The sequence below is a fragment of the Cellulomonas triticagri genome (assembly GCF_003696205.1).
In the GTDB taxonomy this organism is placed as follows: Bacteria; Actinomycetota; Actinomycetes; order Actinomycetales; family Cellulomonadaceae; genus Cellulomonas; species Cellulomonas triticagri.
In genome coordinates this window covers 1-22,672 of the sequence record NZ_RFFI01000074.1, presented here as the reverse complement: position 1 = coordinate 22,672, position 22,672 = coordinate 1, and the positions used below count along the sequence as shown (strand labels likewise).

The 22,672-nt window shown below is 77.7% G+C and carries 23 protein-coding genes and 1 riboswitch; of the genes, 11 read left to right on the top strand and 12 right to left on the bottom strand.

Annotated elements, in window-relative coordinates; genetic code table 11:
- The 3 genes from EBM89_RS13390 to EBM89_RS13380 all read left to right on the top strand — a co-directional run.
- A partial coding sequence (locus EBM89_RS13390; RefSeq protein ID WP_147463552.1) for an ATP-binding cassette domain-containing protein occupies positions 1-1,830 on the top strand: 1,830 nt, incomplete at its 5' end.
- A 107-nt stretch (positions 1,831-1,937) separates the two neighbouring features.
- Positions 1,938-2,285, top strand: coding sequence for a hypothetical protein (locus tag EBM89_RS13385; protein ID WP_122149924.1), 348 nt, complete (start codon positions 1,938-1,940; stop codon positions 2,283-2,285).
- Positions 2,286-2,308: 23 nt separating this feature from the next.
- A complete protein-coding gene (locus EBM89_RS13380) occupies positions 2,309-2,986 on the top strand; it encodes a GOLPH3/VPS74 family protein (RefSeq protein WP_122149923.1) in 678 nt (225 codons plus the stop codon).
- A 37-nt stretch (positions 2,987-3,023) separates the two neighbouring features.
- Here the strand turns inward: EBM89_RS13380 and EBM89_RS13375 are convergent, their stop codons facing one another.
- From EBM89_RS13375 to EBM89_RS13355, 5 genes are read right to left on the bottom strand one after another with little or no spacing between them, the layout of a single operon-like run.
- Complete coding sequence (locus tag EBM89_RS13375; protein WP_122149922.1) at positions 3,024-3,506, bottom strand: glutathione peroxidase; 483 nt, start codon at positions 3,504-3,506, stop codon at positions 3,024-3,026.
- Between the two features lie 24 nt (positions 3,507-3,530).
- On the bottom strand, positions 3,531-4,298 hold the full coding sequence (locus tag EBM89_RS13370; protein ID WP_122149921.1) for an energy-coupling factor transporter transmembrane component T family protein: 768 nt from the start codon (positions 4,296-4,298) through the stop codon (positions 3,531-3,533).
- A complete protein-coding gene (locus EBM89_RS13365) occupies positions 4,295-6,043 on the bottom strand; it encodes an ATP-binding cassette domain-containing protein (RefSeq protein WP_122149920.1) in 1,749 nt (582 codons plus the stop codon). Before EBM89_RS13365 ends, EBM89_RS13370 begins: the two co-directional genes overlap by 4 nt.
- Positions 6,033-6,647 carry an ECF transporter S component gene (locus tag EBM89_RS13360; protein ID WP_122149919.1) on the bottom strand — a complete coding sequence of 205 codons (615 nt, stop codon included), beginning with the start codon at positions 6,645-6,647 and terminating at the stop codon, positions 6,033-6,035. Before EBM89_RS13360 ends, EBM89_RS13365 begins: the two co-directional genes overlap by 11 nt.
- Before the next feature lie 31 nt (positions 6,648-6,678).
- Positions 6,679-7,353 (bottom strand): YkoF family thiamine/hydroxymethylpyrimidine-binding protein, encoded by a 675-nt coding sequence (locus EBM89_RS13355; RefSeq protein WP_122149918.1) that lies wholly within the window; start codon positions 7,351-7,353, stop codon positions 6,679-6,681.
- 54 nt (positions 7,354-7,407) lie between these two features.
- A riboswitch (TPP riboswitch) is annotated at positions 7,408-7,516 on the bottom strand.
- Positions 7,517-7,637: 121 nt separating this feature from the next.
- Here EBM89_RS13355 and EBM89_RS13350 point away from each other — a divergent pair.
- The 4 genes from EBM89_RS13350 (at position 7,638) to EBM89_RS13335 (ending at position 12,347) form a co-directional block, all read left to right on the top strand.
- Positions 7,638-8,453 carry an ABC transporter ATP-binding protein gene (locus tag EBM89_RS13350; protein WP_122149917.1) on the top strand — a complete coding sequence of 272 codons (816 nt, stop codon included), beginning with the start codon at positions 7,638-7,640 and terminating at the stop codon, positions 8,451-8,453.
- Positions 8,454-8,544: 91 nt separating this feature from the next.
- Positions 8,545-9,543 carry an ABC transporter substrate-binding protein gene (locus EBM89_RS13345; RefSeq protein WP_122149916.1) on the top strand — a complete coding sequence of 333 codons (999 nt, stop codon included), beginning with the start codon at positions 8,545-8,547 and terminating at the stop codon, positions 9,541-9,543.
- 4 nt (positions 9,544-9,547) lie between these two features.
- Positions 9,548-11,686 carry an iron ABC transporter permease gene (locus EBM89_RS13340; protein ID WP_122149915.1) on the top strand — a complete coding sequence of 713 codons (2,139 nt, stop codon included), beginning with the start codon at positions 9,548-9,550 and terminating at the stop codon, positions 11,684-11,686.
- 19 nt (positions 11,687-11,705) lie between these two features.
- Positions 11,706-12,347, top strand: coding sequence for a hypothetical protein (locus tag EBM89_RS13335; RefSeq protein WP_122149914.1), 642 nt, complete (start codon positions 11,706-11,708; stop codon positions 12,345-12,347).
- A gap of 19 nt (positions 12,348-12,366) precedes the next feature.
- Here the strand turns inward: EBM89_RS13335 and EBM89_RS13330 are convergent, their stop codons facing one another.
- Positions 12,367-13,008 (bottom strand): hypothetical protein, encoded by a 642-nt coding sequence (locus tag EBM89_RS13330; RefSeq protein WP_122149913.1) that lies wholly within the window; start codon positions 13,006-13,008, stop codon positions 12,367-12,369.
- Between the two features lie 97 nt (positions 13,009-13,105).
- Here EBM89_RS13330 and EBM89_RS13325 point away from each other — a divergent pair, with 97 nt between their 5' ends.
- The gene (locus EBM89_RS13325) at positions 13,106-13,882 is read left to right on the top strand and encodes a class I SAM-dependent methyltransferase (protein WP_122149912.1); all 777 of its coding nucleotides are present in this window, start codon (positions 13,106-13,108) and stop codon (positions 13,880-13,882) included.
- 7 nt (positions 13,883-13,889) lie between these two features.
- On the opposite strand, the gene EBM89_RS13320 is transcribed toward EBM89_RS13325, so the two are convergent.
- Positions 13,890-14,759, bottom strand: a complete 870-nt coding sequence (locus tag EBM89_RS13320; protein ID WP_233571730.1) for an alpha/beta fold hydrolase — start codon at positions 14,757-14,759, stop codon at positions 13,890-13,892.
- A gap of 144 nt (positions 14,760-14,903) precedes the next feature.
- On the opposite strand from EBM89_RS13320, the gene EBM89_RS13315 reads away from it, so the two are divergent.
- Complete coding sequence (locus EBM89_RS13315; protein WP_122149911.1) at positions 14,904-15,863, top strand: GGDEF domain-containing protein; 960 nt, start codon at positions 14,904-14,906, stop codon at positions 15,861-15,863.
- Here EBM89_RS13315 and EBM89_RS13310 read toward each other — a convergent pair.
- The 5 genes from EBM89_RS13310 to dinB form a co-directional block, all read right to left on the bottom strand.
- The gene (locus EBM89_RS13310) at positions 15,860-16,885 is read right to left on the bottom strand and encodes an NAD(P)/FAD-dependent oxidoreductase (RefSeq protein ID WP_122149910.1); all 1,026 of its coding nucleotides are present in this window, start codon (positions 16,883-16,885) and stop codon (positions 15,860-15,862) included. The genes EBM89_RS13315 and EBM89_RS13310 overlap by 4 nt on opposite strands.
- Entirely contained in the window at positions 16,882-17,424 is a 543-nt protein-coding gene (locus EBM89_RS13305; protein ID WP_122149909.1) for an isoprenylcysteine carboxyl methyltransferase family protein, read from the bottom strand. Before EBM89_RS13305 ends, EBM89_RS13310 begins: the two co-directional genes overlap by 4 nt.
- Complete coding sequence (locus EBM89_RS13300) at positions 17,421-18,515, bottom strand: type III polyketide synthase (RefSeq protein WP_122149908.1); 1,095 nt, start codon at positions 18,513-18,515, stop codon at positions 17,421-17,423. Before EBM89_RS13300 ends, EBM89_RS13305 begins: the two co-directional genes overlap by 4 nt.
- A 57-nt stretch (positions 18,516-18,572) precedes the next feature.
- Positions 18,573-19,400, bottom strand: a complete 828-nt coding sequence (locus EBM89_RS13295) for a UbiA family prenyltransferase (protein ID WP_122149925.1) — start codon at positions 19,398-19,400, stop codon at positions 18,573-18,575.
- 126 nt (positions 19,401-19,526) lie between these two features.
- On the bottom strand, positions 19,527-20,729 hold the full coding sequence (dinB, locus tag EBM89_RS13290) for a DNA polymerase IV (protein WP_122149907.1): 1,203 nt from the start codon (positions 20,727-20,729) through the stop codon (positions 19,527-19,529).
- A 74-nt stretch (positions 20,730-20,803) separates the two neighbouring features.
- Here dinB and EBM89_RS13285 point away from each other — a divergent pair, with 74 nt between their 5' ends.
- Positions 20,804-22,042 carry an amidohydrolase family protein gene (locus EBM89_RS13285; RefSeq protein ID WP_122149906.1) on the top strand — a complete coding sequence of 413 codons (1,239 nt, stop codon included), beginning with the start codon at positions 20,804-20,806 and terminating at the stop codon, positions 22,040-22,042.
- A 45-nt stretch (positions 22,043-22,087) separates the two neighbouring features.
- On the top strand, positions 22,088-22,573 hold the full coding sequence (locus EBM89_RS13280; protein WP_122149905.1) for a hypothetical protein: 486 nt from the start codon (positions 22,088-22,090) through the stop codon (positions 22,571-22,573).
- Positions 22,574-22,672 lie beyond the last annotated feature (99 nt).

Below are 22,672 nucleotides of genomic sequence, written 5' to 3'. Positions count from 1 at the left end.
GGCGGCGGTGCCGTCGGCGCAGGGTTCGACGGCACCGGACCCAGCAACACCCAGCCCGACGCCGCGGGTCCCGCGGACGCGTCGGACGAGGGTGGGCTCGGCGCGCGGCGCCGCACCGGTCCCGCGCCCGACCTCGCCGACCCGGGCCACGGTCCGAGCCTCGCGCGCGGCATCGCGCACGCCCTCGTCGTCGCGCCCCGCTGGGGCATCCTCGGCGGGTCGCTCTACCTGCTGTCCAGCCTGTTCGCCGCGCAGGGCGCCCTGACCGGGTTCCTGTGGGGGCGGACCGTCGACGGCCTGCGCTCCGGTGCGGGTGTGGTGGCCCTCGTGGTCGCCCTGGTCGTGGTGCTGCTGCTGGTCGCGCCCGCGAACTCGCTGGCGTTCCGGCTGTACCCGAAGTGGTGGATCGAGAACCTGCTGCGGGTGCGGATGTCCGTGCTGGTCGGCCAGACGCGGCAGCACCGGCTGCGCCGCACCCCGCCCGGGGAGGTCGTCGCGCGTGCCCTCGACGGCGACCGGTTCGTGCTCTACGCCGACCGCTGGGTGGACCTCGTCAACGGGCTCGTGGTCGTCGCGGTGACGGCGCTGCTGAGCTGGTCGCTGCTCGCCGGGGCGGTGCTGCTCGCGGTCCTCGTGGTCAGCGCGGCGTGCGCGCTGATCGGGCGGCCCATCGCGGGTCGCTCGGCGACGCGGTCGGCGGCGGCCCGGGCGGGCTTCGGCCGGTCGCTCGTGTCCGCGCTGGACGCGGCGCGCACCGTCAAGCTCGCCGCGCGCACCCCGCAGGTGCACGCCCACCTGGACCGGGTCGACTCCGGTCGGGTGCGGGCCGCGATCTTCGAGCACCGCGTCCAGGCGGTGCTGGACGGCGTGCCGGTCGTCATGGTGCAGATCGGCACCGTCGTGGCCTGGGGCGCGCTGCTCGCCGGCGTCTGGGACCTCGCCACGACGCTGCTCGTCACGGGGGCCGTCGCGGGGCTCGGCTGGTTCGGTCTCGTCGCGGGCGCCGTCTTCACCGAGGCGCCCGGCACCCGCGCGTGGCAGAAGGCCACCGCGACGTTCGCGGGCGGCGCCGACCTCGTGCACCTGCCGCGCGGCGTCGACCTGCGCGCGGGGACCGCCCCGCTGCCCGCACCGGACGCGCGCGACCGGCTCGACCAGGTCGAGCTCCGCGGGCTGTCCGCCGTGCACGACGACGGGACGATCGGCGTCGCGGACGTCGACCTCACGGTGCGGCGCGGCGAGCTCGTGCTGCTGCTCGGGCGCGTCGGGTCCGGCAAGTCGAGCCTGCTCGCGTCCCTGGCGGGGCTGGTCGAGCACATCGGGACGCTGACCTGGAACGGGGACCCCGTCACCGACCCGCAGGCGTTCCTGCGGCCCGGGCGGGTCGCGCACGTCGCGCAGGTGCCGCGCGTGCTGTCGGGGACGTTCGCGGACAACGTCCGGCTCGACCACCCGCGCGAGGTCGACGGCCCGCTCGCGGCCGCGCGCATGGCCGAGGACGTCGCCGAGGCCGGGGGACCGGACGCGCTCGTCGGGCACCGCGGCGTGCGGCTGTCCGGCGGGCAGGTGCAGCGTCTCGCGCTCGCCCGCGCGCTCGCGACCGACGCCGAGCTGCTGCTCGCCGACGACGTGTCCTCGGCGCTCGACGCGAGCACGGAGATCGAGCTCTGGCAGTCCCTGCGGTCGCGGGGCACGACCGTCATCGGGTCGACCTCCAAGCGCGCGGCGCTGTCCCGCGCGGACCGGGTGGTCGTGCTGGAGGACGGTGCCGTGGCCGCCGTCGGGCCGTGGGCCGACCTCGCCCCGCGCTGGGGGCACCTCGCGGGCTGACCGGCCGGGGCGGGACGAACCCGCCCCGGCCCGCCGCCCCCGACGCTAGGCTCGCCGCACGGGACAGCACAGTGCCGGGACCACACCGGCGACGGCGGGGGAGCGCGATGCCGCACGACGACCTGACGGGCAGCACCGGACGGTCGGACGACGACGCCGTTCCTCCCGACCACGCGGCCGTCGACCGCCCGGTGCCCGTCGACCGCCCGGTGCCCGTCGACCGCCCGGGGTCCGGCACGCGAGCGGCGTCGGCGGAGCACCGCACGTCCGGCGACCTCGCCGCCCCGGGTGGTGCACCGGTCGTCCCGCCGACGCTCGGGCTCGACCAGAACCCGCTGGCCCCGGCGCTCCGCGACGGCCCCCGGCGGCACCCCGCGTCGTGGGGCACGCTCGTGCTGGAGGTCGTGCCGTTCCTCGCGCTCGTGGCCGTGGTGCTGTTCTTCGCGACGCGCTGACGGTCCGTCGCTAGGGTCGGCAGATGACCACGCTGATCGCCGAGGACCTGCTGCTCCTGCTGCTGGACGACGAGAAGGGCACGCCCACCTCGTCGTCGCTGGACACGGCGCTCGGTGGCGCGCTGCTGCTGGAGCTCGCCCTCGCGGGCGCCGTGCACGTCCGGGAGCGCACCAGCGTGTGGTCGAGCGCGAAGGTCGTCGTCGACCCCGGGGCGTCGGTGGCGGACCCGGTGCTCGCCGAGGCGCTGCGGCGGGTCGCCGAGCGGGAGCGGGCGGCCTCCGACCTGGTGAACCGGCTCGGCAAGGGAGCGCGCGACGCGCTCGGCGACCGCCTGGTGGAGCGCGGCCTGCTGGTCCGGCAGGAGGACCGGGTGCTGGGGCTGTTCCCCCGTACGCGCTGGCTCGCCGCCGACACGGCGCACGAGGCCGAGGTGCGCCGGGCGCTGACGGCGGTGCTGGTGCAGGGCCTGCAGCCCGACGCCCGGACCGGGGCGCTGGTCGCGCTGCTGTCGTCGGTGGACAAGGCCCCGTCGGCGGTGGATCTCGGGGGCGTCCCCGCGCGGGAGGTGCGGCGGCGCGCGAAGGAGGTCGCGGAGGGCTCCTGGGCGGCGAAGGCCGTGCAGGACGCCGTCGCCGCCGCGATGGCCGCCGTCATGGCGGGGGTGACCGCCGCGACGGTCGCGACCACCACCTCGTCCTGAGCCCGTGCGCCCCGAGGGGCCCTGGGCCCCGGGCCCGTCAGGCCAGGGCGGCCTCGATCGCCTCGACGACCTCGGGCGCGTCCGGGACGGTGCGGGGCCGGAACCGCCGGGCGGTGCCCTGCGTGGGGAGCAGGAACTTCTCGAAGTTCCAGGTGATCCGCCCGGCCTTGCCCTCGTCGTCGGGGATCTCGGTCAGCGACTGGTAGAGCGGGTGCGCGTGCCGACCGTTGAGCTTGGCCTTCTCCAGCATCGGGAACGTCGCGCCCCAGGTCACCGAGCAGTACTCGGCGATGGCGTCGGCGGAGCCGAGCTCCTGGAGGAACTGGTTCGACGGCACGCCGACGACGGTGAAGCCGCGCGGCCCGTACCGGGTGTGCAGGGCTTCGAGCTGCTCGTACTGCGGCGCCAGGCCGCACCGGGAGGCGACGTTGACCACGAGGGCGACGCGGCCGTCGACCACCTCGCCGAAGGTGGTGTCCTGCCCGCGCAGGGTCCGGACGGGGATGTCGGCGAGCTCCATGGTCGCGACGCTACACCCGGCCCGTCAGACGCGGAGCCAGGGCGGGAGCAGCGGCGCGACCAGCACGCCCGCGACGACGACGGCCGCGACGGCGACGACGACGCCGACCGCCAGGAGCGCGTCGCGGCGGTCCAGCGGCACGGGGCGCCACAGGGTCCGTGGCCGGTCGGACAGCCCCCGTGACTCCAGGGCGAGCGCGACCCGCTCGGAGGCCCGCACCTGGTGCACGAGCAGCGCGAACGCGGCGCGTCCCAGCGCCGCGACCCCGGTGCGTGGGGTCCCGTCGCGCCGCAGTGGTGCCCGGACGGCCTGCGCGGCGCGCACGTCGGCCCAGTGCCGGGGGAGACCGGCGAGCATCCGGTGCCCGGCGAGCAGCGCGTACGCGTACCGGGGGCTGAGCCGGGCATGCTGGGTGAGGCTGACCATGAGCGCGCGCGGCGGGGTGCTGGCCAGGAACGCGACGGTCAGGGCGCCGATCACCAGCCCGCGCAGCGCGAGACCGAGCCCGACGACCAGCCCCTCCTGGGTGACCCGCACCGGGGAGTCGAGCAGCACGGTCCCGGGTCGGCTCAGCGCGTTGACGGCCAGCACCCCGAGGGCGAACGACCAGAACGGCACCTGGGCGAGCAGCAGGGCCCGCCCGCGCACCCCCGCGCCGAACCGCGCGACGGCGACCCCGGCGAGGTAGAGCGCCGCGAGCGTGACCGGGTCGAGCAGCACGACCGTCGCCAGCGAGACCGCCAGCAGCAGCCCGGCCTTCACGGTCGGGTTCCGCTCCGCCAGCGCCGTCACCGGGCCACCGCCACGGACCCGGGCCCGGTGCTGCCGACCGGCTCCTCGGCATGACGGACGTCGTCCGCACCACCCGCCCCGGCGAGGTCGCCTGCCAGACCCAGCGCGAGGTCGTCCAGCGCGGTGAGCGCGCCGCGCAGGTGCGCGGCGTCGTGCACGGCGGCGGCGACCCGGCGCAGCAGCGGCGGCACCCGCAGCCGGGCAGCCGCGAGCAGGACGTCGTCCCGGAGCAGCGCGAGGGGATCGAGGTCGGCGAGCACCCGCCCGTCCGCGACGACGAGCACCCGGTCCGCGCACGTCGCCACGGCGCGCAGGTCGTGGCTGCTGAGCAGCACCCCGCGCCCCTCGGCGGCTGCCGCGGCGAGCGCCCGCAGGGTCGTCGTGGTGCCGTGCCGGTCCAGGCCGGCGGTGGGCTCGTCGGCGAGCAGGTGCGCCCGGTCGTGCACCAGGGCGGCGGCGAGGCCGAGGCGGCGCTGCTCACCGACGGACAGCCGGTGCGGGTGCTGCCCGGCGAGCGGGGTCAGGTCGAACCGGTCGAGCGCCGCGGCGACCCGGGCGTCCGTCCCGGGCCCGCGCGGCAGCCCGGCGGCGACCTCCGCGCGCACGGTGACCCGCGTCCACCCGGCGTCCGGACGCTGCGGCACGAACCCCGCACGCGGTCCGGTCACGGTGCCCGCGCGGGGTGGGGCCAGCCGGGCGAGGCAGGTCAGCAGGGTGGACTTCCCGCTGCCGTTCGGCCCCACCAGCGCGACCACCTCGCCGCGGCGCAGCACGAGGTCGACGTCCCGCAGCACCGGTGCGGGCGGGGGACCGACGGCGAGGCCGGCCGCGACGAGCGCGTCGCCGTCCCGCAGGACGCGCCGCGCCGCGGGCGCGATCCGGGCGGCGTGGGCGGGCAGGTCGCCGTCCGGGCCGAGCAGGGCGGTCTCCTCCACGTCGTGGGGGAGCCAGCAGCCCAGCGCGACGAGCTCGCGGGCGCGGGCGGCGGGCAGGTCGCGCGCGGGTCCGTCGTACCGGACCCGGCCGCCCCGGTCGAGCACCACCCAGCGGGCGGGCAGCCCGGCGAGGCCGTCCTCGCCGGCGAGGTCGTCGAGGCGGTGCTCCACGAGGACGCAGGCGGCACCGGAGGCCGTGCGGGCGGTCGCGAGGGCCGCCCGCACGGCCGTGACGCCCGCACCGTCGAGCATCGAGGTGGGCTCGTCCAGCAGCAGCAGCGCCGGACCGGGGGCGAGGGCCGCCGCCAGCGCCACCCGTTGCAGCTCGCCCCCGGACAGCGCGTCCGTGCGCCGCCCGGCGAGGTGCCCGGCGCCGGTCGCGTCGAGCGCCGCCGCGACCGCCGGGCCGATGACGTGCGGCGGGACCCCGACGTTCTCCAGGGGGAACGCGACCTCCTCGGCCGCGTGCGGCAGGCAGACGCCGGTCTCGGGGTCCTGGGCGAGCACCCCGACCGCGTCGGCGAGGTCGGCGACCGCCGCACCGGCCCACGAGCCGTCCGCGCCCCGGGTGGTGCCGACCGTGCGGCCCGCGACGCGCACGCACCCGGTGACGTCGGCGGGCAGCACCTGCGGGACCGCGCCGTGCAGGGCGTGCAGCAGCGTCGACTTGCCCGCGCCCGACGGGCCGAGCAGCAGCACCTCCTCGCCCGGCGCGAGCGCGAGGTCCACGGGGCCGACGCCCGCGCCGGACGGGAGCACGACCTCCAGCCCGCGGACGTCCAGCGGATCAGGCGCGGGATCAGCCCGCACGGCGCACCACCGGCGTCGCCACGCGCTCGTCGGTGACGATCGCGAACCCGTCCAGCACGCCGGTGCGGCGCAGGGCGTCCACCAGCACCCGCGCCAGCAGGCCCCCGAGCAGCACCCCGGAGGCCACCTGCAGCCCGAACCGCAGCGCCAGCACGTCCTGCCCGAACCAGCCGAACCGGAACGCCGACCAGACGAACACCAGCCCCGCGCCGAGCGCCCCGGAGGCCGCGTACCGGGCCCAGCCGAACCGGCGGTACCGACCGAGGGCGAACGGCAGCTCGCTGCCGACCCCCTGGATGAGCGCGGCGACCAGCAGCAGCGGCCCGACGGGGGAGCCGAGGAACACCACCTCGACCACCGACGCGATGACCTCGGCGACCACCCCGACGCCGGGGCGCCGCACGATCGCGACCGCGACGGGCGCGACGATCAGCCACCCGCCGAGCAGGACGTGCTGCGCGAGGTCGCCCGCCGGGCCCATGAGCACCGCGAGGCCGTTCCACGCCTGCACCAGCGCCCAGTAGAGGAACCCGAACGCCACCCCCAGGCCGACCAGCAGCACGATCTCCTTGAGGTCGAGGCGCGCGCGCCGGACCTGCGTCACCCGCCCGGCTCGCTCGGCCCCACCGCCGCGCTCAGGCACGGGCGTGGGACGGGCTGTGCAGGGACAGGGTCAGGTGGCTGGTGACGTGCTGCACGCCGCGGCCGACCGTGGTCCACGCGCCGACGACGGCGGCGAGCACGGTGCCGAGGTCGCCGTCGAGCCGGGTGACGAAGTGCTCCGACCCGCGGACCACGCCGGTGGCGCGCGCCAGGGCGATGGCCGCCTCGATGTCCCGCATGTGGTCGGGCTCGACGCCGGCGCGCACGTCGTCGGCCAGCGGGTAGAGGGCCCACTCACCGGTCACCCGGTAGCCGGTGGTGCGTCCGGCGGGCGGCTCGACGCCGCGGGGGCCGGCGCCGCCCGGCAGGTCGCACACCACCTCGCCCGGGCAGCCGCGGGACAGGTGCACGGTGAGCGACGCGTGCTCGCCGGTGCGGGCGACGGCCTCGCCGAGGTCGGTGAGGTACCGCAGCAGGTCGGCCTCGTGCCCGCCCAGGTAGGTGCTGACGTCGCCGGTCTCCACCACGAGGCCGGAGCGGTCCAGCCCGGCGAGCGCGCCGAGCAGCACCTCGGCGTACCGGTCGGCCATCACGGCGACGGTGACGCGGGCGCCGACGCCGAACCGCAGGGGGTCGGCGGTGAGGTCCGGGGCAGCGGTGGGGTCCGGGGCGGTGGTGACGGGCAGGGGTGCGGGCGGGGTGGTCATCGGCGTCCTCCGGTGCGCGGTCCGCAGCACGGGAGGACGGCGGACGGGTGCCCGGCGCCCTGCGGTTTCGCTTCCTGCGCTGGCATGATCCAGATCAGGTTCAACGGTCGGAGTTCGAGTACTCCCTCTCAGCCCGGCTCACCGGACTCCCGTGCTACGTCCGGCACGCTAGCAGGTGGCCGGGCGCGGTCCGTGGCCGCCGGGGCAACCGCTCCCCGGACGCGGATTGCCACCTGAGGTAAGGCTTGGCTAATGTCCCGTTCGTGCCCGATGCCACCTCCGCCATGGCCGCCGCCGACGTCACGATCGGCTACGGCGGCGACCCCGTCGTCGTCGGCGCCGACGTCGAGCTCGCCGCCGGCCGGGTGACCGCGCTCGTCGGCCCCAACGGCTCGGGCAAGTCGACGCTGCTGCGCGGCATGGCCCGGCTGCAGCGGGTGTCCTCCGGGCGGGTCGAGGTCGCGGGTGCCGACGCCGCCGCGCTGTCGTCCCGGGAGTTCGCCCGGCGCGTCACGCTGCTCGCGCAGTCCCGGCCCACCCCGGCGGGCATCACCGTCCGGGACGCCGTGGAGTTCGGGCGCCACCCGCACCGCCAGGGCTGGCGGGGGACCGACCCGCAGGGCCGCGACGCCATCGACCGCGCCCTGGTGCTCGCCGGGATCGCCGACCTCGCCGGGACGGACGTGGACGCGTTGTCCGGCGGCCAGGTGCAGCGGGTCTGGTTCGCGTCCGCGCTCGCGCAGGACACCGGCGTGCTGCTGCTCGACGAGCCCACCAACCACCTGGACCTGCGGTACCAGGTCGAGGTGCTGGAGCTCGTGCGGGCGCTGGCCGACGACCACGGCGTCGCCGTCGGCGTCGTGCTGCACGACCTGGAGCAGGCCGCCGCCGTCGCTGACCGGGTGCTCGTGCTCAGCGCCGGGCGCGTCGTCGCCGACGGCCCCCCGCAGGAGGCCCTCACCTCCGCGCTGCTCAGCGAGGTCTACGAGATCGACATCGTCGTGCGCGCCGACCCGGGCACCGGGCACCTCGACGTGCACGCACCGCGGCTGCTGCTGCGCCGCCTGACCGCCGCCGAACCCGCGGCCGTCGGGGCCTGAGGCCCCACCCGACCACCGCCGCGCCACCGGTGCGGCGTCCTGGGCGCGACGCGCGGGCGCCCCTCCCTCTCCCGCGCAGACTCGAGGAACCATGACCACGCGACGGACGCTCACGGCCCTGGTGGCCGTCGGCGCGCTGGCCGCCCTGGCCGCGTGCGGCACCACCGACGAGCCGACGACGGACGCGACCTCCGCGCCCGCCTCGGACGCCGGGCCCGTCTCCATCACGGACGACCGCGGCGAGACCGTCGAGCTCGACGCCCCGGCCACCCGCGTGGTGTCGCTGGAGTGGATGCAGACCGAGATGCTCACGTCGCTCGGCGTGACCCCGGTCGGCGCCGCCGACGTCGAGGGCTACACCTCCTGGGTCGGCACCGTCGTCCCGCTGCTCGGCGAGCCCGAGGACGTCGGCACGCGCGGCGAGCCGTCCGTCGAGGCCATCGCCGGGCTGGAGCCCGACCTCATCATCGGCGTGACCTCGTCCATCCCCGAGGGCGCCATGGAGCAGATGGAGCGCATCGCGCCCGTCGCCCTGTTCGACGGCGCGTCCGCCGAGGACCCGATCGGCTACGTCGAGGAGACGTTCCGCTCCGTCGCCACCCTGGTCGGCGCGGACGAGACCGCCGACGAGGTCGTCGCCGCGTCCGAGGCGAAGGTCCAGGAGAACGCCGCGGCCCTGGCCGAGGCCGGCCTCGACGGCACGCCCGTCGTGTTCGCCTCGCCGTACGCCGAGGGCGCCAACGTCACCGTGCGCATGCACGGCCCGCGCTCGGCGTTCCAGGCCGTCGCGGTCGCGATGGGCCTGACCGACGCGTGGACCGACCCGGGCGACGACGGCTACGGCCTGTCCTACGTCGACGTCGAGGGCCTGACCGCCCTGCCCGCCGAGACCCGCTTCCTCTACTGGGGCAACGACAGCGAGGACGACGTCGTGGAGACCACGCTCGCGTCCAACCCGGTCTGGCAGTCGCTGCCGTTCGTGCAGGAGGGCCACGTCTACCGTGCGGGCGTCGGCATCTGGGCCTACGGCGGCCCCGAGTCGCTCGCGGGCTGGTCGGACGACCTGGTGGCCCAGCTCGCCGCCGAGTGAGCGCGTGACCACCACGCCCACCACCACCGCCCGGCGGCCCGGCACCCCCGCGGTGCCGGCCGCCGGCGGCGGCGTGCCCGGGGCTCCCGCACCCCGGCAGCCGCTGCGCACCACCGCCCTGCTCGCGCTGCTGGTGCTGTGGCTCGTCGCCGCGGCCGTCTGGCACCTCACCCAGGGCACCGCCGACGTCACCGTCGGCGAGCTGTGGCGGGCCGCGACCGGGCAGGACGGCCTGGACCAGGCCGCCGCCATCGTCACGGCCTCGCGGTTGCCGCGTCTCGCCGCGGGCGTGCTCGTCGGCTGCGCGCTCGGCGCGTCCGGCGTCGCGCTGCAGGGCGTCGCCCGCAACCCCCTGGCCGCCCCGGACACCCTGGCGGTGAACCAGGGCGCGTACCTCGCGATGACCGTCGTCGCCGTCCTCGGCGGCTCGCTCGGCACCCTGCCCGGCGTGGCGGTCGCGTTCGTCGGCGGCCTCGCCGCGGCGGGCGTGGTGATCGGGCTGTCCGGCGGTGCGGCCGCGTCGCCCGTGCGGCTCGTGCTGGCGGGCTCCGCGATCACCCTCGGCCTGGCGTCCATGACCCAGGCCCTGCTCGTGCTGTTCCCCTGGGAGACCCAGGGCCTGTTCGCCTGGGGCGCGGGCTCGCTCGCCCAGAACGGCATGGGCACCGTCCGCACCGTCGCGCCGCTGGTGGCCGTCGGGTTCCTCGGCCTGCTGCTCGTCGCCCGGCGGCTCGACCTGCTCCAGCTCGGCGACGACTCCGCGCGCGCGCTCGGCGTCGACGTCGCCCGCACCCGCCTCGTCACGGTCGTCCTCGCCGTCCTCCTCGCGACCAGCGCCGTCGCCGTCACCGGCCCCATCGGCTTCGTCGGGCTGTGCGCCCCGCTGATCGTGCGGCTGCTCGCGACCCGCGTCCGGTCCCTGGCCCGGCACCGGGTGCTCATCCCCGCCGCGGCCGTCGCCGGGACCGCCCTCGTGCTCACCGCCGACGTCGCCCTGCGGGCCGTGTTCGGCCCGGTCAGCGGCGTGACCGTCCCGACCGGCGTCGTCACCAGCCTGATCGGCGCGACCGCCCTGGTGGTCCTGGCGCGGCGCGCCCGTGCCGCGCTCGAGCCGGACACCCTCATCACCCTGCGCGCGGGCAACGCGCTGGCCCGCCGGCTGCCGTGGGTCGTCCTCGGCTCCGGGGTGCTGGTGCTGGTCGTCGCGCTGGTCGCCGGGGTGCTGCTCGGCGACTCCACCGTGCTGCTCGGCGACGTCGCGAACTGGCTCTCCGGCCGCGCCTCGGTGCGGCTCGACATCATCTTCGACTCCCGGGTGCCGCGCGTCGCCGCCGCCGCGCTCGCCGGCGCGTGCCTCGCCCTCGCGGGCGCGCTCGTGCAGACCGTCAGCCGCAACCCGCTCGCCGACCCCGGGGTGCTGGGCATCAGCCACGCCGCCGGACTCGGCGCCGTCCTCGTCATCGTCCTCACCACGGGGCCGTCGTTCGCCGCCGTCTTCGGCGGTGCGCTCGCCGGGGCCGTGCTCGCCGGGCTGCTCGTGTTCGGCTTCAGCGCCGGCACGGGCGCGTCCGCCGGACGCATGGTGCTCGTCGGCCTCGGCACCGGCGCCGCCGCCAGCGCGCTCACGACGCTGCTCCTGGTCCGCACCGACCCGTGGAACCAGAACCGGGCGATCACCTGGCTCGGCGGCTCCACGTTCGGGGCGGGCACCCCGCAGCTCGTGCCGATGGCGGTCGTGCTCGTCGTCGGCCTGGTGGTCGTCGCCCGCACGCACCGGGACCTGGACCTCGTGCAGGTCGACGACGTCACGCCGCGCGTGCTCGGCGTCGACCTCGGCCGGTCCCGGCACCTGCACATCGCCGTGGCCGTGCTGCTCACCGCCGCGGCCTCGGCCGCCATCGGGCCGATCGCGTTCGTGGGGCTGGTCGCCCCGCACGCCGCGCGCATGCTCATCGGCAAGCGGCACCGGTGGCAGATCCCGATGACCGTGCTGCTCGGTGCCGCGCTGGTCTGCGTCGCCGACGTCGTCGGGCGCACCGCCATCGCCCCCGCGCAGCTGCCCGCCGGGCTGGTCACCGCCGTCGTCGGGACGCCGTACTTCCTCTGGCTGCTGTGGCGGATGCGCGCCACCGCCCGCCGCTAGCACCACCGCCAGGAGAGTCGTGCCGCACGTCGCCCTGATCACCACCGCCCACCCGCTGCCCGCCGTCGCGGTCGCCGGGCTCCCGTCCGGCGCGCTCGTGCTCCGGCACCGGGCCCGCCCGGACGGTCCCGCGTGGACGGGGCTCGTCGCCGTCCCGATCGGCCCGGACGCGGGAGCGGAGGGCGTCCTCGACCTCGTGGACGCCCTCGGCGTCCGCCCGGAGCGCGCCGCGCTCGGTCGCGTCCAGCCCGGGCTCGACCTGTGGGCTCCCGGCGCCGCGCGCGGCCCTGCGGTGCACGTGACGGAGTACATCACCTCCGACCCCACGCACCGCGAGGGCTACTACGGCAGCCAGGGCGCGGTCTCCGGCCCCGCCATGCGGGACCTGTGGCAGGGCGGCCTCGTGCAGCGGTTCGTCGGCGTCGAGGTGCTGCACGACGTCGTCCCCGGTCCCGGCGACGACACCCCGTGGGACCTGCTGCACGTCACGTCGTTCTCGCTGGCCGCGCTGCCGCGGATGCTCGGGTGGCGACGGCTGTTCGACCAGCACGCCCAGGCGGCCGGGTACCCGGACATGCGCAGCCTCTCCGCCCGGTGGGCGGGGCAGCGCACCATGCACCAGGTCCGGTCGCGGCTGCTGCGGGGGCCGGGGCGGGCCTGACCCCCGCTCCTGAGAGGACTCAGGTCGCGAACACCGCGATGGCGGTCGCGATGCCGGCGATGGTGACCGCGACGACGAGGAGCGCGAGCAGGACCGGATGCCGGTCGGTCCACAGGCTGGCCCCGGGGTAGAGCGTGTCGAGCTCGTGAGCGTCGGGACGGCGGGTGTCGTACCGCACCTCCACCCCGCACTCCCGCAGCAGCGCCTGCGTGTCGGCCCGGTCCCACAGCCCGTGGTGCGCCACGAGCGCCGCCCGCACCGTGCCGTCCTCGGCGAGGAGCAGGTACCTGCTCTGGCCCCGCTGCTTCATGCGCACCACGACCAGGCGCGCGGCTCCGGACAGGTCCCACGACCGGTCGACGAGCACGCCGCGCACGTCGAGCAGCAGGGCGCCGTCGGCGCCGAGCGCGAGCCGGCTGCGCGCGCGGACCGTACCGCGCACCAGGAGCACGCCCACGACGAGCCACAGGGCGTACAGGGCGAGCGCCTGCCGGGTCCACGGGCCCGCCGAGAGGATCTCCACGCTCACGCTGGTGGCGCCGCCGCGACGGCCGGGGAGGACGAGCAGCAGGCCGCCCAGCACGAGGAACGCCCATCGCGGCGGGCGCGCCGTCACCGAGCGCACGACGGACGGCGCCGACCTCGAACGCGTGCCGGTCACGACGTCCCTCCTCCCACCTGCGGTCCTCCTGGGTGATCGGCAGCCACGCCGGTCGGCATGAGCGCGCACCGGTCCGGCGCCGCGAGAGGATCGGGTCATGACGCACGCACCGGACCCCGCCGACGACCACTGGTCCGCCGTCGCGCAGGACTGGGCCGACCTGTGGGGGACGTTCACCGACCCTGCCCGTCGCGCCCTGCTCGCGGCCACGGGCACCGGTCCGGGCACCCGGCTGCTCGATGTCGGCTGCGGCACCGGCGAGCTGCTGGCCCTCGCGGCGTCCGCGGGTGCGGCGGTGTCCGGGGCCGACGCGTCGCCGGGGATGGTGGACCGGGCGCGGGCGGCCGCACCGGGCGCGGACGTGCGGGTCGCCCCGGCCGAGGCGCTGCCGTGGCCGGACGGCTCGGTGGACGTCGTGACGTTCGTCAACGTCCTGGCCCTCACCGACGACCACGAGGCCGCGCTCGCCGAGGCGGTGCGCGTGCTCCGCCCGGGCGGGCTGCTCGCGGTCTGCGGGTGGGCGGAGCGGGAGACCAACGACCTCGCCGTGGTGCACGCGGCGCTGGCCGCGGACGACGGGGAGCCCGTCGACCCGGACGAGCCCGAGGACCCGTGGCACGAGGAGGCCCCGGTGCGCGGCGTCCTCACCGACGCCGGGCTCACGGTGGAGCACGTGGAGGTCGTCGAGGTGCCGTGGGCGGTGCGCGACGTGGACGCGGTGGTCCGGGGCGTGCTGCTGGGGGAGGACGCGGCGGGCGTCGCCGAGCGCGGACCGGTGGTCCGGGCGGCGGCGGAGCCGTTCCGGGCGCCGGACGGCGGCTACCGGTTCCGCGTCGCGGCGCGGCTGCTGGTCGCGCGGACGCCCGCGCGCTGACCCGGGCTCAGCGCCCCGCGTGCTCCCGGAGGAAGTCCCGGACGGCGGTCGCCGCCTCGGGGCTGTCCAGGTGCAGGCCGTGCCCCGCGTCGGGCAGCAGCACTAGCCGCGCCCCGGGGATGCCCGCCGCGAGGCGTCTCGCGGAGTCGGGGGCGGCGAGCCGGTCGCGCCCGCCGTGCACGACGAGGGTCGGCGCGGTGATCCGCGGCAGCACGGCGACGGTGTCGTGCTCCGTGCTCGCCCGGTAGAGCCCGCGCAGCACGCGCCGGGGGGCGTCGAGCGTGAAGAACGTCCGGACCTCGTCGGCGTGCGCGGCGACCCAGCCGGCGTCGAAGAACAGGGCGGTGCGCGCCTCGGCGTCCCGGCCGATCAGCAGCCGGTGCGCGGCCTCGTCGCGGGGCACCCCGTCGGCGGTCCCGGCGCTGGTGGCGAGCAGGGTGAGCGACGCGACCCGCTCGGGGTGGTCGACGGCGAGCCACTGCGCGATCTTCCCGCCCATGGAGTGCCCGACGACCTGGACCCGGTCCACCCCCGCGGCGTCGAGCACGGCGCGGACGTCCTGGGCGAGCGCGCGGGTGGTCCAGCGGTCCTCGGCGTCGGACGCGGGGTCGACGGGGCGGTTGGTGCCCGCGACCGGGCCGGAGCCGCCGACGCCGCGCTGCTCGCCGCGCAGGACCCGGAACTCGGTGGCGAGGTCCGCGGCGACCCGGTCCCACCCGGCGGCGGGGGTGGCCTGGCCCTGGAGCAGCAGCACCGGGGGACCGGAGCCCTCCTCCTGCCAGAGCAGCGTGATCCCGTCGTCGGCGCGCGCGGACCGGCGGTCGGGCGCGTGCACCGCGGCCGCGGGGGTCGGCGTGCTGGGGGGTGCGTCGGTCACCGGGTGACGCTAACCGACCGGGCCGCGCGCCGTCGTCCTGGACCACCTGGCGGTCCCTCGCGAGCGGAGTCACAGTGCCCCTTGTGACCTGTTTTCACCCGATTCAGCGGTTGAGTCAAGGGCAGCGCTTTCCGATGGCCAGGCATGGGCGGGATGCAGGAGGGGCCGGGGGGCGACCGTGACGTCGCCACGCGCGACCACCTGGCCATCGGCCTGCTCGTCATGGCGGTCGTCACGACGCTCGGCGGCGTGTGGCCCGCGGACCCGCAGTCGCCCGTGCAGTGGTGGCTGGTGGTCTCCGCCGTCGACCTCGTGCTGTGCGGCCTGCTGCTGACCCTGCCGCCGCACCAGCGCAGCACCCAGGCGGTCGTCATCGCGGGCGTCGTGGTCTCGGCGGCGCTCGTCTCGACCTGCCACACCGCGCAGGGGGTCCTCGTCTTCGCCCTCGGGTTCGTCGTCGCCGGGCAGTTCGCGGCGTACGCGCTGGAGCGGCGCCGCGCGGCGGTGGTCGCCGGGGTCGTCGTGGCCGCCATCGCGCTGTCCGCGACGTTCGCCCCCGCCTCCGTGCACCCCGTGATCGTCCTGGTGGCGTGCGTGCTCGCCCTGCTGTCGTGCTGGCTGATGGCGTCCCAGTCCGACCAGCTGCGCCAGCAGGCCCGCACCGACCACTTGACCGGCGCCCTGAACCGCGGGGCCTTCTACGACCGGGCGGTGGACCTCGTCCCGCGGGCCCTGCGCACCGGGACGCCGCTGAGCGCGGTCGCGTTCGACATCGACGACTTCAAGGTCGTCAACGACCGGCACGGGCACCTCGGCGCCGACGACCTCATGGCCGCGCTCACCGCGGCGTGGCGTGCCGAGCTGCCGCCCGGGGCCGTCCTCGGCCGGGTCGGCGGCGACGAGTTCCTCGTGCTGCTGCCGGGCGTGCTCGAGGTCGACGCGCGGCGCTGGGCGGCGCTGGCGTCCTCGTGGGGCGTGCTGTCGTCCAGCGCGGGCGTCGCCACGCTGCGGCCCGACGACTCCGTGCGCAGCCTGCTGGACCGGGCCGACGCCGACCTGTTCGCCGCCAAGGACGCGCGCCGCACGTACGCGGGCAACCTCTAGCGCGCCAGCACCTCCACGGCACCCGCGAACACCCGGGGCAGCCGCACCGCCGCGGGCACCAGCGCGGGGCGCAGCGGCGAGGTCGCGGCGGCGACCAGCGTGGACGTCAGCAGCCGGTAGTCCCGGGTGGCCGCGCGCCAGGCCCGCTCGTACCCGGCGGCGTCGTCCAGCAGCGTCACCGCCGCGCGCGCCTGCGCGAACCCGAGCCGCAGGCCCTCGCCCGTCAGCGCGTCGACGTAGCCGCTCGCGTCCCCGACCAGCCGCACCCGCCCCGCCGTCCGGGCCCGGGTGCGCTGACGCAGCGGCCCCGCGCCGCGGTCGGGGCCGTCGGGCTCGGCGTCCGCCAGGCGTCCGGCGAGCGCCGGGTGGGCGGCCAGCTCGGCATCCACGTCGATGGGCGCGGGTCCGAGCAGCGCGACCCCGACGAGGTCGGGGCCCACCGGCGTGACGTAGGCCTCCGTGCGCGGGCCCCAGTGCACCTCGACGAGGTCGGTCCACGGTGCGACCCGCAGGTGCCGCCGCACCCCGTACCGCCGGGTGCGGCGCGGTGCGGGTGCCTCCAGACCGGCGAGGCGCCGGACCGTGGAGTGCAGCCCGTCGCAGCCGAGCAGCCACCGGGCGCGCACCCCGGCGGCCTCGACGCCGTCGGCGTCCTGGTGCAGCGCCCGCACCCGCGCGGCGACCCGCTCCACCCCGAGCGCGGCAGCGCGGTCGGCCAGCGCCGCGTGCAGGGCGGTGCGGCGCACCCCGCGGCCGGGGGGTCCGGCGAACCGGTGCTCCGCGCGCTGCGGTCCCCGGACGTAGGCGATGCCGGCGAGCGGCCGTCCCGGCGGGTCGACGCCCAGCCGGTCCAGGGCGGTGACGGCGCGCGGCATCAGCCCCTCGCCGCAGGCCTTGTCCACCGGGCCGGGCCGGGGCTCGGCGACCACGACCGTCAGCCCGGCCAGGCGCGCCTCGATCGCGGCGGCCAGGCCGACCGGTCCGCCGCCGACGACGAGGACGTCCGCGTCGGACCCGGTCACGGTGCGGCGGCGCCGCGCGCGAGGGCGGCCCGCAGCGCACGCTCCTCGGCGGGGATGCGGAAGCCGAGCAGCAGCACGGCGTTCAGGACGGTGAACGCGACCGCCGTGACCCAGGCGGTGTGCACCAGCGGCAGCGCGATGCCCTCCACGACCACGGCCACGTAGTTGGGGTGCGCGAGCCACCGGTACGGACCACCGGTGACGAGTGGCAGCCCGGGGACGACGATCACCCGGGTGTTCCAGCGCGGGCCGAGCGTCGCGATGCACCACCACCGCAGGGCCTGGCTGGCGAGCACCAGGGCGAGCATCGGCCAGCCGAGCCACGGCAGGAACGGCCGGTCCGCGACGTGCGCCTCCACCACGCAGGCCACCAGCAGCCCGGTGTGCAGGGCGACCATCGGCGGGAAGTGGCCCCGGCCGGACTCGACGCCGCCACGGGCGGCCGACCACCGGGCGTGCCGCGCGGACACCACGAGCTCGGCCAGCCGCTCCCCGGCGGTGAGGGCGACGAGCACGTCGAACCAGGCGAGCGCGGTCACCGCGCCCCCTCGGCGTCGTCCCCGCCGCCGGGCCAGCGCAGCGCGACCAGCTCGGCCCCGACGCCGGGGCCGAACGCCAGCAGCACCCCCAGCGCGCCCGGCGGGGGCGGGTCGTCCAGGGTCGCGGCGAGCACGTGCAGCACCGCCGCGGACGACAGGTTCCCGGTGCGCGCGAGCACGTCGCGGCTCGCCGCCAGGGCGTCCGGGGGCGCGCCGACCGCGTCCTGCACGGCGTCGAGGATCCGGGGACCGCCCGGGTGCACCACCCAGCGGTCGACGTCGGCGGCCGTGCGGCCCAGCGGGTCGAGCAGCGCGGCCACGTCCTGCGCGGCGTGCTGCGCGACGGTCTCCGCCAGCCCGCCCGACAGCACGATCCGCAGCCCCGACGCGCCGACCCGCCAGCCGAGGTCCCCGGCGGTGCCCGGGTAGAGCACGCTGCGCGTCCCCACCACCTCCGGGCCGTCGAGCCCGAGCGCCGCCGCGCGGCGGTCGCCGAGCAGCACCACCGCCGCCGCGCCGTCCCCGAACAGCCCGCTCGCCACGAGGTTGGCCGTCGCGTCGTCGTCGGACTGCAGCGTCAGCGAGCACAGCTCCACCGACAGCAGCACCGCGACCTCGTCCGGGTGGCCCGCCAGGTGCTCGTGCACCCGGGCGAGGCCCGCGGCCCCGCCCGCGCAGCCCAGCCCGAAGCTCGGCACGCGCCGCACGTCGGGCCGCAGGCCCACCCGCTCGACCAGCAGCGCGTCCAGCGACGGCGCCGAGACGCCCGTCACCGTCGTGAAGAACAGGTGGTCCACGTCCGTCGGCCGCAGGCCGACCGCCCGCAGCGCCCGGTCCACGGCCGTCGCGGCGAGGTCCAGGCCCTCGCGCAGGTAGACGTCGTTCGCCTCGCCGAACGAGCCGAGGGCCGCGTACTTCTCCAGCGGGAGGACCAGTTGCCGCGTGCGGACGCCCGACGACGCGTGCACCCGCTCCAGCAGGGCCCGGCGGCGGGGGTCGGAGGTCACCAGCCCGGCGATCTCGGCGGTGATGTCCGCCTGCGGGTAGGCGTGCTCGGGGAGCACCGGTGCTACCTGCACGACGCGCGACATGCGGGGATCCTCTCGCGCGGCCTCGCCGCCCGCGACCGGGCGCGGGGACGCGAGCGCTCAGGCCGTGACGAGCGCGACGACCGCGAGCGCCGCCACGAGCATCGCCCCGGTGAACGGCCACCGGCTGCGGGGCCGGGCGAGCGCGACCGCGACCGCGGAGGCTGCGAGGGCCGCAGCTCCGGCGATGACCAGCCACCCGAGCGCTTCCGGTGCACCGGCCGGTCCGAGCACGACGACGAGCACGGCCACCAGCAGGGTCGCCGCGGCCGCGAGCGCGGTCCCGCGCCGACCCAGCCGGTGCGGCAGTCCCCGGACGCCCGTGGCGGCGTCGTCCTCCAGGTCGGGCAGCGTGTTCGCCAGGTGCGCGCCCACGCCGAGCAGCGCCGCGCCCGCCGTGGTCCACCCGGGTGCCAGGTGCGGGTCCGGTGCCGCGAGCGTCGCGACGGACGGCAGCCCACCGAACGCCAGGGCGTAGGGCGCCCAGGACCAGGCGGTGGACTTGAGGCGCGCGTTGTACGCCCACGCCGCGGCGACGAGCGCGGTGTGCAGGGCGACCACCGCGCCGCCCAGGGGCACCGCGAGGAGCACGCTCGCCGCCACCGCCGCGAGCGCCGCGACCCGCAGCGTCGTGGGGGAGACCTCGCCCCGGACGACGGGCTTGTCGGTGCGCCCGACGGTGACGTCGCGGGCGGCGTCCAGCCAGTCGTTCGACCACCCCACGGACAGCTGCCCCGCGAGGACCACGAGCGTGACCAGCGCGGCACGCCCCGCGCCCAGCCCGACGGCGCCCAGGGCGTAGGCGCCCGCGAACAGCGTCACCGCCGCCGCGGGGGGCGCGTGGGCGGCCCGGACGAGGCCGGTCGCGCGGCGCACGGTCTGCGGCATCGCGAGGCCCTCCCGGCGGGTCGGCCGGGGGTGGGTCCGCCCGGGTGGCGCCATCGTGCCGCACGGGCGCGCGGCCCGCCCGACCAGCGGGAGCACGGGCGCCGCGCCCCGAGGTCGGTGCCGCCGTCAGTCCGGCAGCCGGGGCACCTCGAGGCCGCTCCCGGTGCGCAGCAGCGTCCCCCGCACGAGCGCCCCGGTGCCGAACTGCTCCGCGACGGCGTCGACCGCCGCGTCCAGGCCCGACCGGTCGGGACCGTCGAGGTCGAGCTGCGGCTGCACCCAGGTGTCCGCCTCCAGGCCGGTGAGCGCGACGCCGACCAGCGTGATCCCGCGCTCCCGCACCAGGGGTGCGGCCTCGGCGAGCAGCGCGGCGGCGGTCGCGGCGAGCAGGTCGCCCGAGGCCGTCGCGTGCGGGAGCGTCCGGGACCGCGTCGCCCGGGTGTAGTCGGCGAACCGCAGGCGCAGCACCACCGTGCGGGCGGTGCGGTGCGCGCCGCGCAGCCGCCGCGCGACCCGGTCCACCAGGCCGAGCAGGGCCGCGTGCACCTGCTCGGGCCGGTGCGGTCCGGGGCCGAGCGCCCGCTGCGCGCCGACCGAGGACCGTCGGCGCCCGGTCTGCACCCGCTCCGGGGTGCGGCCGTGCACGACGGCGTGCAGGTGGCGACCCATGGCGGGGCCCAGCGCGGCGACGAGCACCTCGCGGGGCAGCGCCGCGACGTCCCCGGCGGTCGTCAGACCGTAGGCGTGCAGGCGGCGGGCGGTGACCTCGCCGACGCCCCACAGCACCTCCAGCGGCAGGGGGTGCAGGAACGCGCGCTCGCGCTCCGGCTCGACGAGCAGCAGGCCGTCCGGCTTCGCGACGCGGCTGGCGACCTTCGCCAGGAACGGGGTGCGCGCCACCCCGACCGTGATGGTCAGCCCGACCTCCGCCCGGACGCGTCGACGCAGGCGCGCGCCGATCTCGACCGGCGGCGCGTCGATCCGGTGCAGGCCGTGCACGTCGAGGAACGCCTCGTCGATCGAGACGCCCTGCACCCGCGGCGTCGTGTCCGCGAAGATCGCGAACACCGCGCGGCTCGCCGCCGTGTACGCGTCGAACCGCGGGCGGACCACCACCAGACCCGGGCACAGCGACCGCGCCTGCCGTGCGCTCATCGCGGTGCGGACGCCCCGGCGCTTCGCCTCGTACGAGGCCGCGAGCACCACCCCGCCGCCCACCGCGACCGGGCGGCCGCGCAGCCGGGGGTCGTCGCGCTGCTCGACCGACGCGTAGAAGGCGTCGAGGTCGGCGTGCAGCACGGTGGCACGACCGGCGGGGGCGGGATTCATAGAACACATGTTCGACCGAGGGTCTGACACGGCGGCCGTCCGGCGGCACGGGCACGAGGGGAGAGGATGGGGCGATGAGCACGAGCACCGACGCCGTCCCCGTCCCGTCCCCGCGTCCCGTCCGGCTGGTCCGCGACGTCCGGCCCTGGGGCGGCCCGGCCGTGGACGTGCACGTCGCCGACGGCGTGATCACCGCGCTCACGCCCGTGGCCGACCGACGCCCCGAGGACACCCCGACCGGTACGACCGACCCCGGGGTGGTCGACGGGCGGGGCCTGCTCGCGCTGCCCGGGATCGTCAACGCGCACGCGCACGTCGACAAGTCCTGGTGGGGGCTGCCCTGGCAGTCCTACGGCGGCGAGGGCGGCACGGACGGCCGCATCCGGCACGAGCGCGCCCGGCGCGACGACCTCGGCATCCCCGGCGTCCGCCCCACCGCCGCCGTGCTGGCCGAGATGGTCCGGCACGGCACCACCGCGATCCGCACCCACGTGGACGTGGACCTCGGCGTCGGGCTGCGCGGCGTCGAGGCCGTGCGCGAGGCCGCCGCCGCGTACGAGGGCGCGCTCCAGGTCGACGTCGTGGCGTTCCCGCAGGACGGCGTGCTGCGCCGCCCCGGCGTGCTCGACCTGCTGCACGCGGCGGCCCGCGCGGGCGTGCAGCACGTGGGCGGCCTCGACCCCGCCACCATCGACCGCGACCCCGTCGGCCAGGTGGACGCCGTGCTCGGCCTCGCCGCCGAGCACGGGATCGGCGTCGACCTGCACCTGCACGACCCCGCGGACCTCGGCGCGTTCCAGATCGAGCTCGTCGCCGAGCGCACCGAGCGCCTCGGCCTGCAGGGCCGCGTGACCATCGCGCACGGGTTCGCCGTCGCCCAGCTGCCCGACGAGCGCCGCGCCGACCTGCTCGCCCGGATGGGTGCGGCCGGGATCGCCATGACCACCGTCGCGCCGCTGCGGCTGCCGCAGCTGCCGGTGCGGGAGCTCGCCGCCGCCGGGGTCCGGCTCGGGCTGGGCACCGACGGCATCCGGGACCTGTGGAGCCCCTACGGCACCGGGGACACCCTCGGCATCGCCTGGCAGTACGCGCGCGCCGGGAGCCTGGTGCGCGACGAGGACCTGCTCGCCGTGGTGCGGCACGCCACCAGCGACGGCGCCTGGGCCGTCGGGCGCGAGCGGCACGACCTCGTCGTGGGCGCCCGGGCCGACCTGGTGCTGCTCGACGCCGAGAACCCCATGGACGCCCTCGTGCGCACCCCGCCGCGCGAGCTCGTCGTCGGGGCGGGACGGGTGCTCGCCGAGCGCGGCTGACCTCCCCACCGGGCGGCGCCGGTCCCCGCGCGCCAGCATGGGCGCATGACTGCTCCCGACGCGGACCACCCCGACCACCGCGACAGCCCCGACGGCACCGGCACCGACCGGCCCGACCCCGCGCACCTGCCGCCCGCGGGGGTGCCGGACGACGTCGTGGCGGCGGTCGGCGGGGTCACCGCGGCGTTCGAGGTGGTCGAGCACGCGCGCGGGATGCTGTACGCGTTCCACCGGCTCGTCGGCCGGGCCGACGCGGAGCTCGCCGAGGCCCTCGACCGGCTGGCGGACGCCGGGCACCCGGACCTCGCCGACGCCGTGCGCGCGGAGGTCGTCGGGCGCAACGTCCTGCCCGGCCGGTGGACGTTCCAGGTCGTCGAGGAGTTCGACGACGGGTACTACCGGGCGTTCGGCGACGCGGAGCGCCTGGTCCGGGACCGGCTGGTGGCCGGGCGCCGGCACGTGCACGAGTCGCAGCTGAAGGAGCGCAACCGCACGCCCGGCCTGCCGGGGCACGCCTCGCGGCCCGGCTGACCCGCAGCGGTGTGGGTGGTCGACGCGCGGCGCTGAGTGGCGGCGGCCCGCGCACCCTGGCGGGGCGTGCTCGCGCGCCGTCCAGCGCGCGGCACGGCG

Bases quoted from the DNA above. Each gene is read 5' to 3' on its own strand.
- EBM89_RS13280 (WP_122149905.1), top strand. From the start codon at position 22,088: ATGACTGCTCCCGACGCGGACCACCCCGACCACCGCGACAGCCCCGAC.
- dinB (WP_122149907.1), bottom strand. From the start codon at position 20,729: ATGAATCCCGCCCCCGCCGGTCGTGCCACCGTGCTGCACGCCGACCTC.
- EBM89_RS13295 (WP_122149925.1), bottom strand. From the start codon at position 19,400: ATGCCGCAGACCGTGCGCCGCGCGACCGGCCTCGTCCGGGCCGCCCAC.
- EBM89_RS13285 (WP_122149906.1), top strand. From the start codon at position 20,804: ATGAGCACGAGCACCGACGCCGTCCCCGTCCCGTCCCCGCGTCCCGTC.
- EBM89_RS13345 (WP_122149916.1), top strand. From the start codon at position 8,545: ATGACCACGCGACGGACGCTCACGGCCCTGGTGGCCGTCGGCGCGCTG.
- EBM89_RS13315 (WP_122149911.1), top strand. From the start codon at position 14,904: ATGGGCGGGATGCAGGAGGGGCCGGGGGGCGACCGTGACGTCGCCACG.
- EBM89_RS13325 (WP_122149912.1), top strand. From the start codon at position 13,106: ATGACGCACGCACCGGACCCCGCCGACGACCACTGGTCCGCCGTCGCG.
- EBM89_RS13355 (WP_122149918.1), bottom strand. From the start codon at position 7,353: ATGACCACCCCGCCCGCACCCCTGCCCGTCACCACCGCCCCGGACCCC.
- EBM89_RS13350 (WP_122149917.1), top strand. From the start codon at position 7,638: ATGGCCGCCGCCGACGTCACGATCGGCTACGGCGGCGACCCCGTCGTC.
- EBM89_RS13380 (WP_122149923.1), top strand. From the start codon at position 2,309: ATGACCACGCTGATCGCCGAGGACCTGCTGCTCCTGCTGCTGGACGAC.
- EBM89_RS13375 (WP_122149922.1), bottom strand. From the start codon at position 3,506: ATGGAGCTCGCCGACATCCCCGTCCGGACCCTGCGCGGGCAGGACACC.
- EBM89_RS13300 (WP_122149908.1), bottom strand. From the start codon at position 18,515: ATGTCGCGCGTCGTGCAGGTAGCACCGGTGCTCCCCGAGCACGCCTAC.
- EBM89_RS13385 (WP_122149924.1), top strand. From the start codon at position 1,938: ATGCCGCACGACGACCTGACGGGCAGCACCGGACGGTCGGACGACGAC.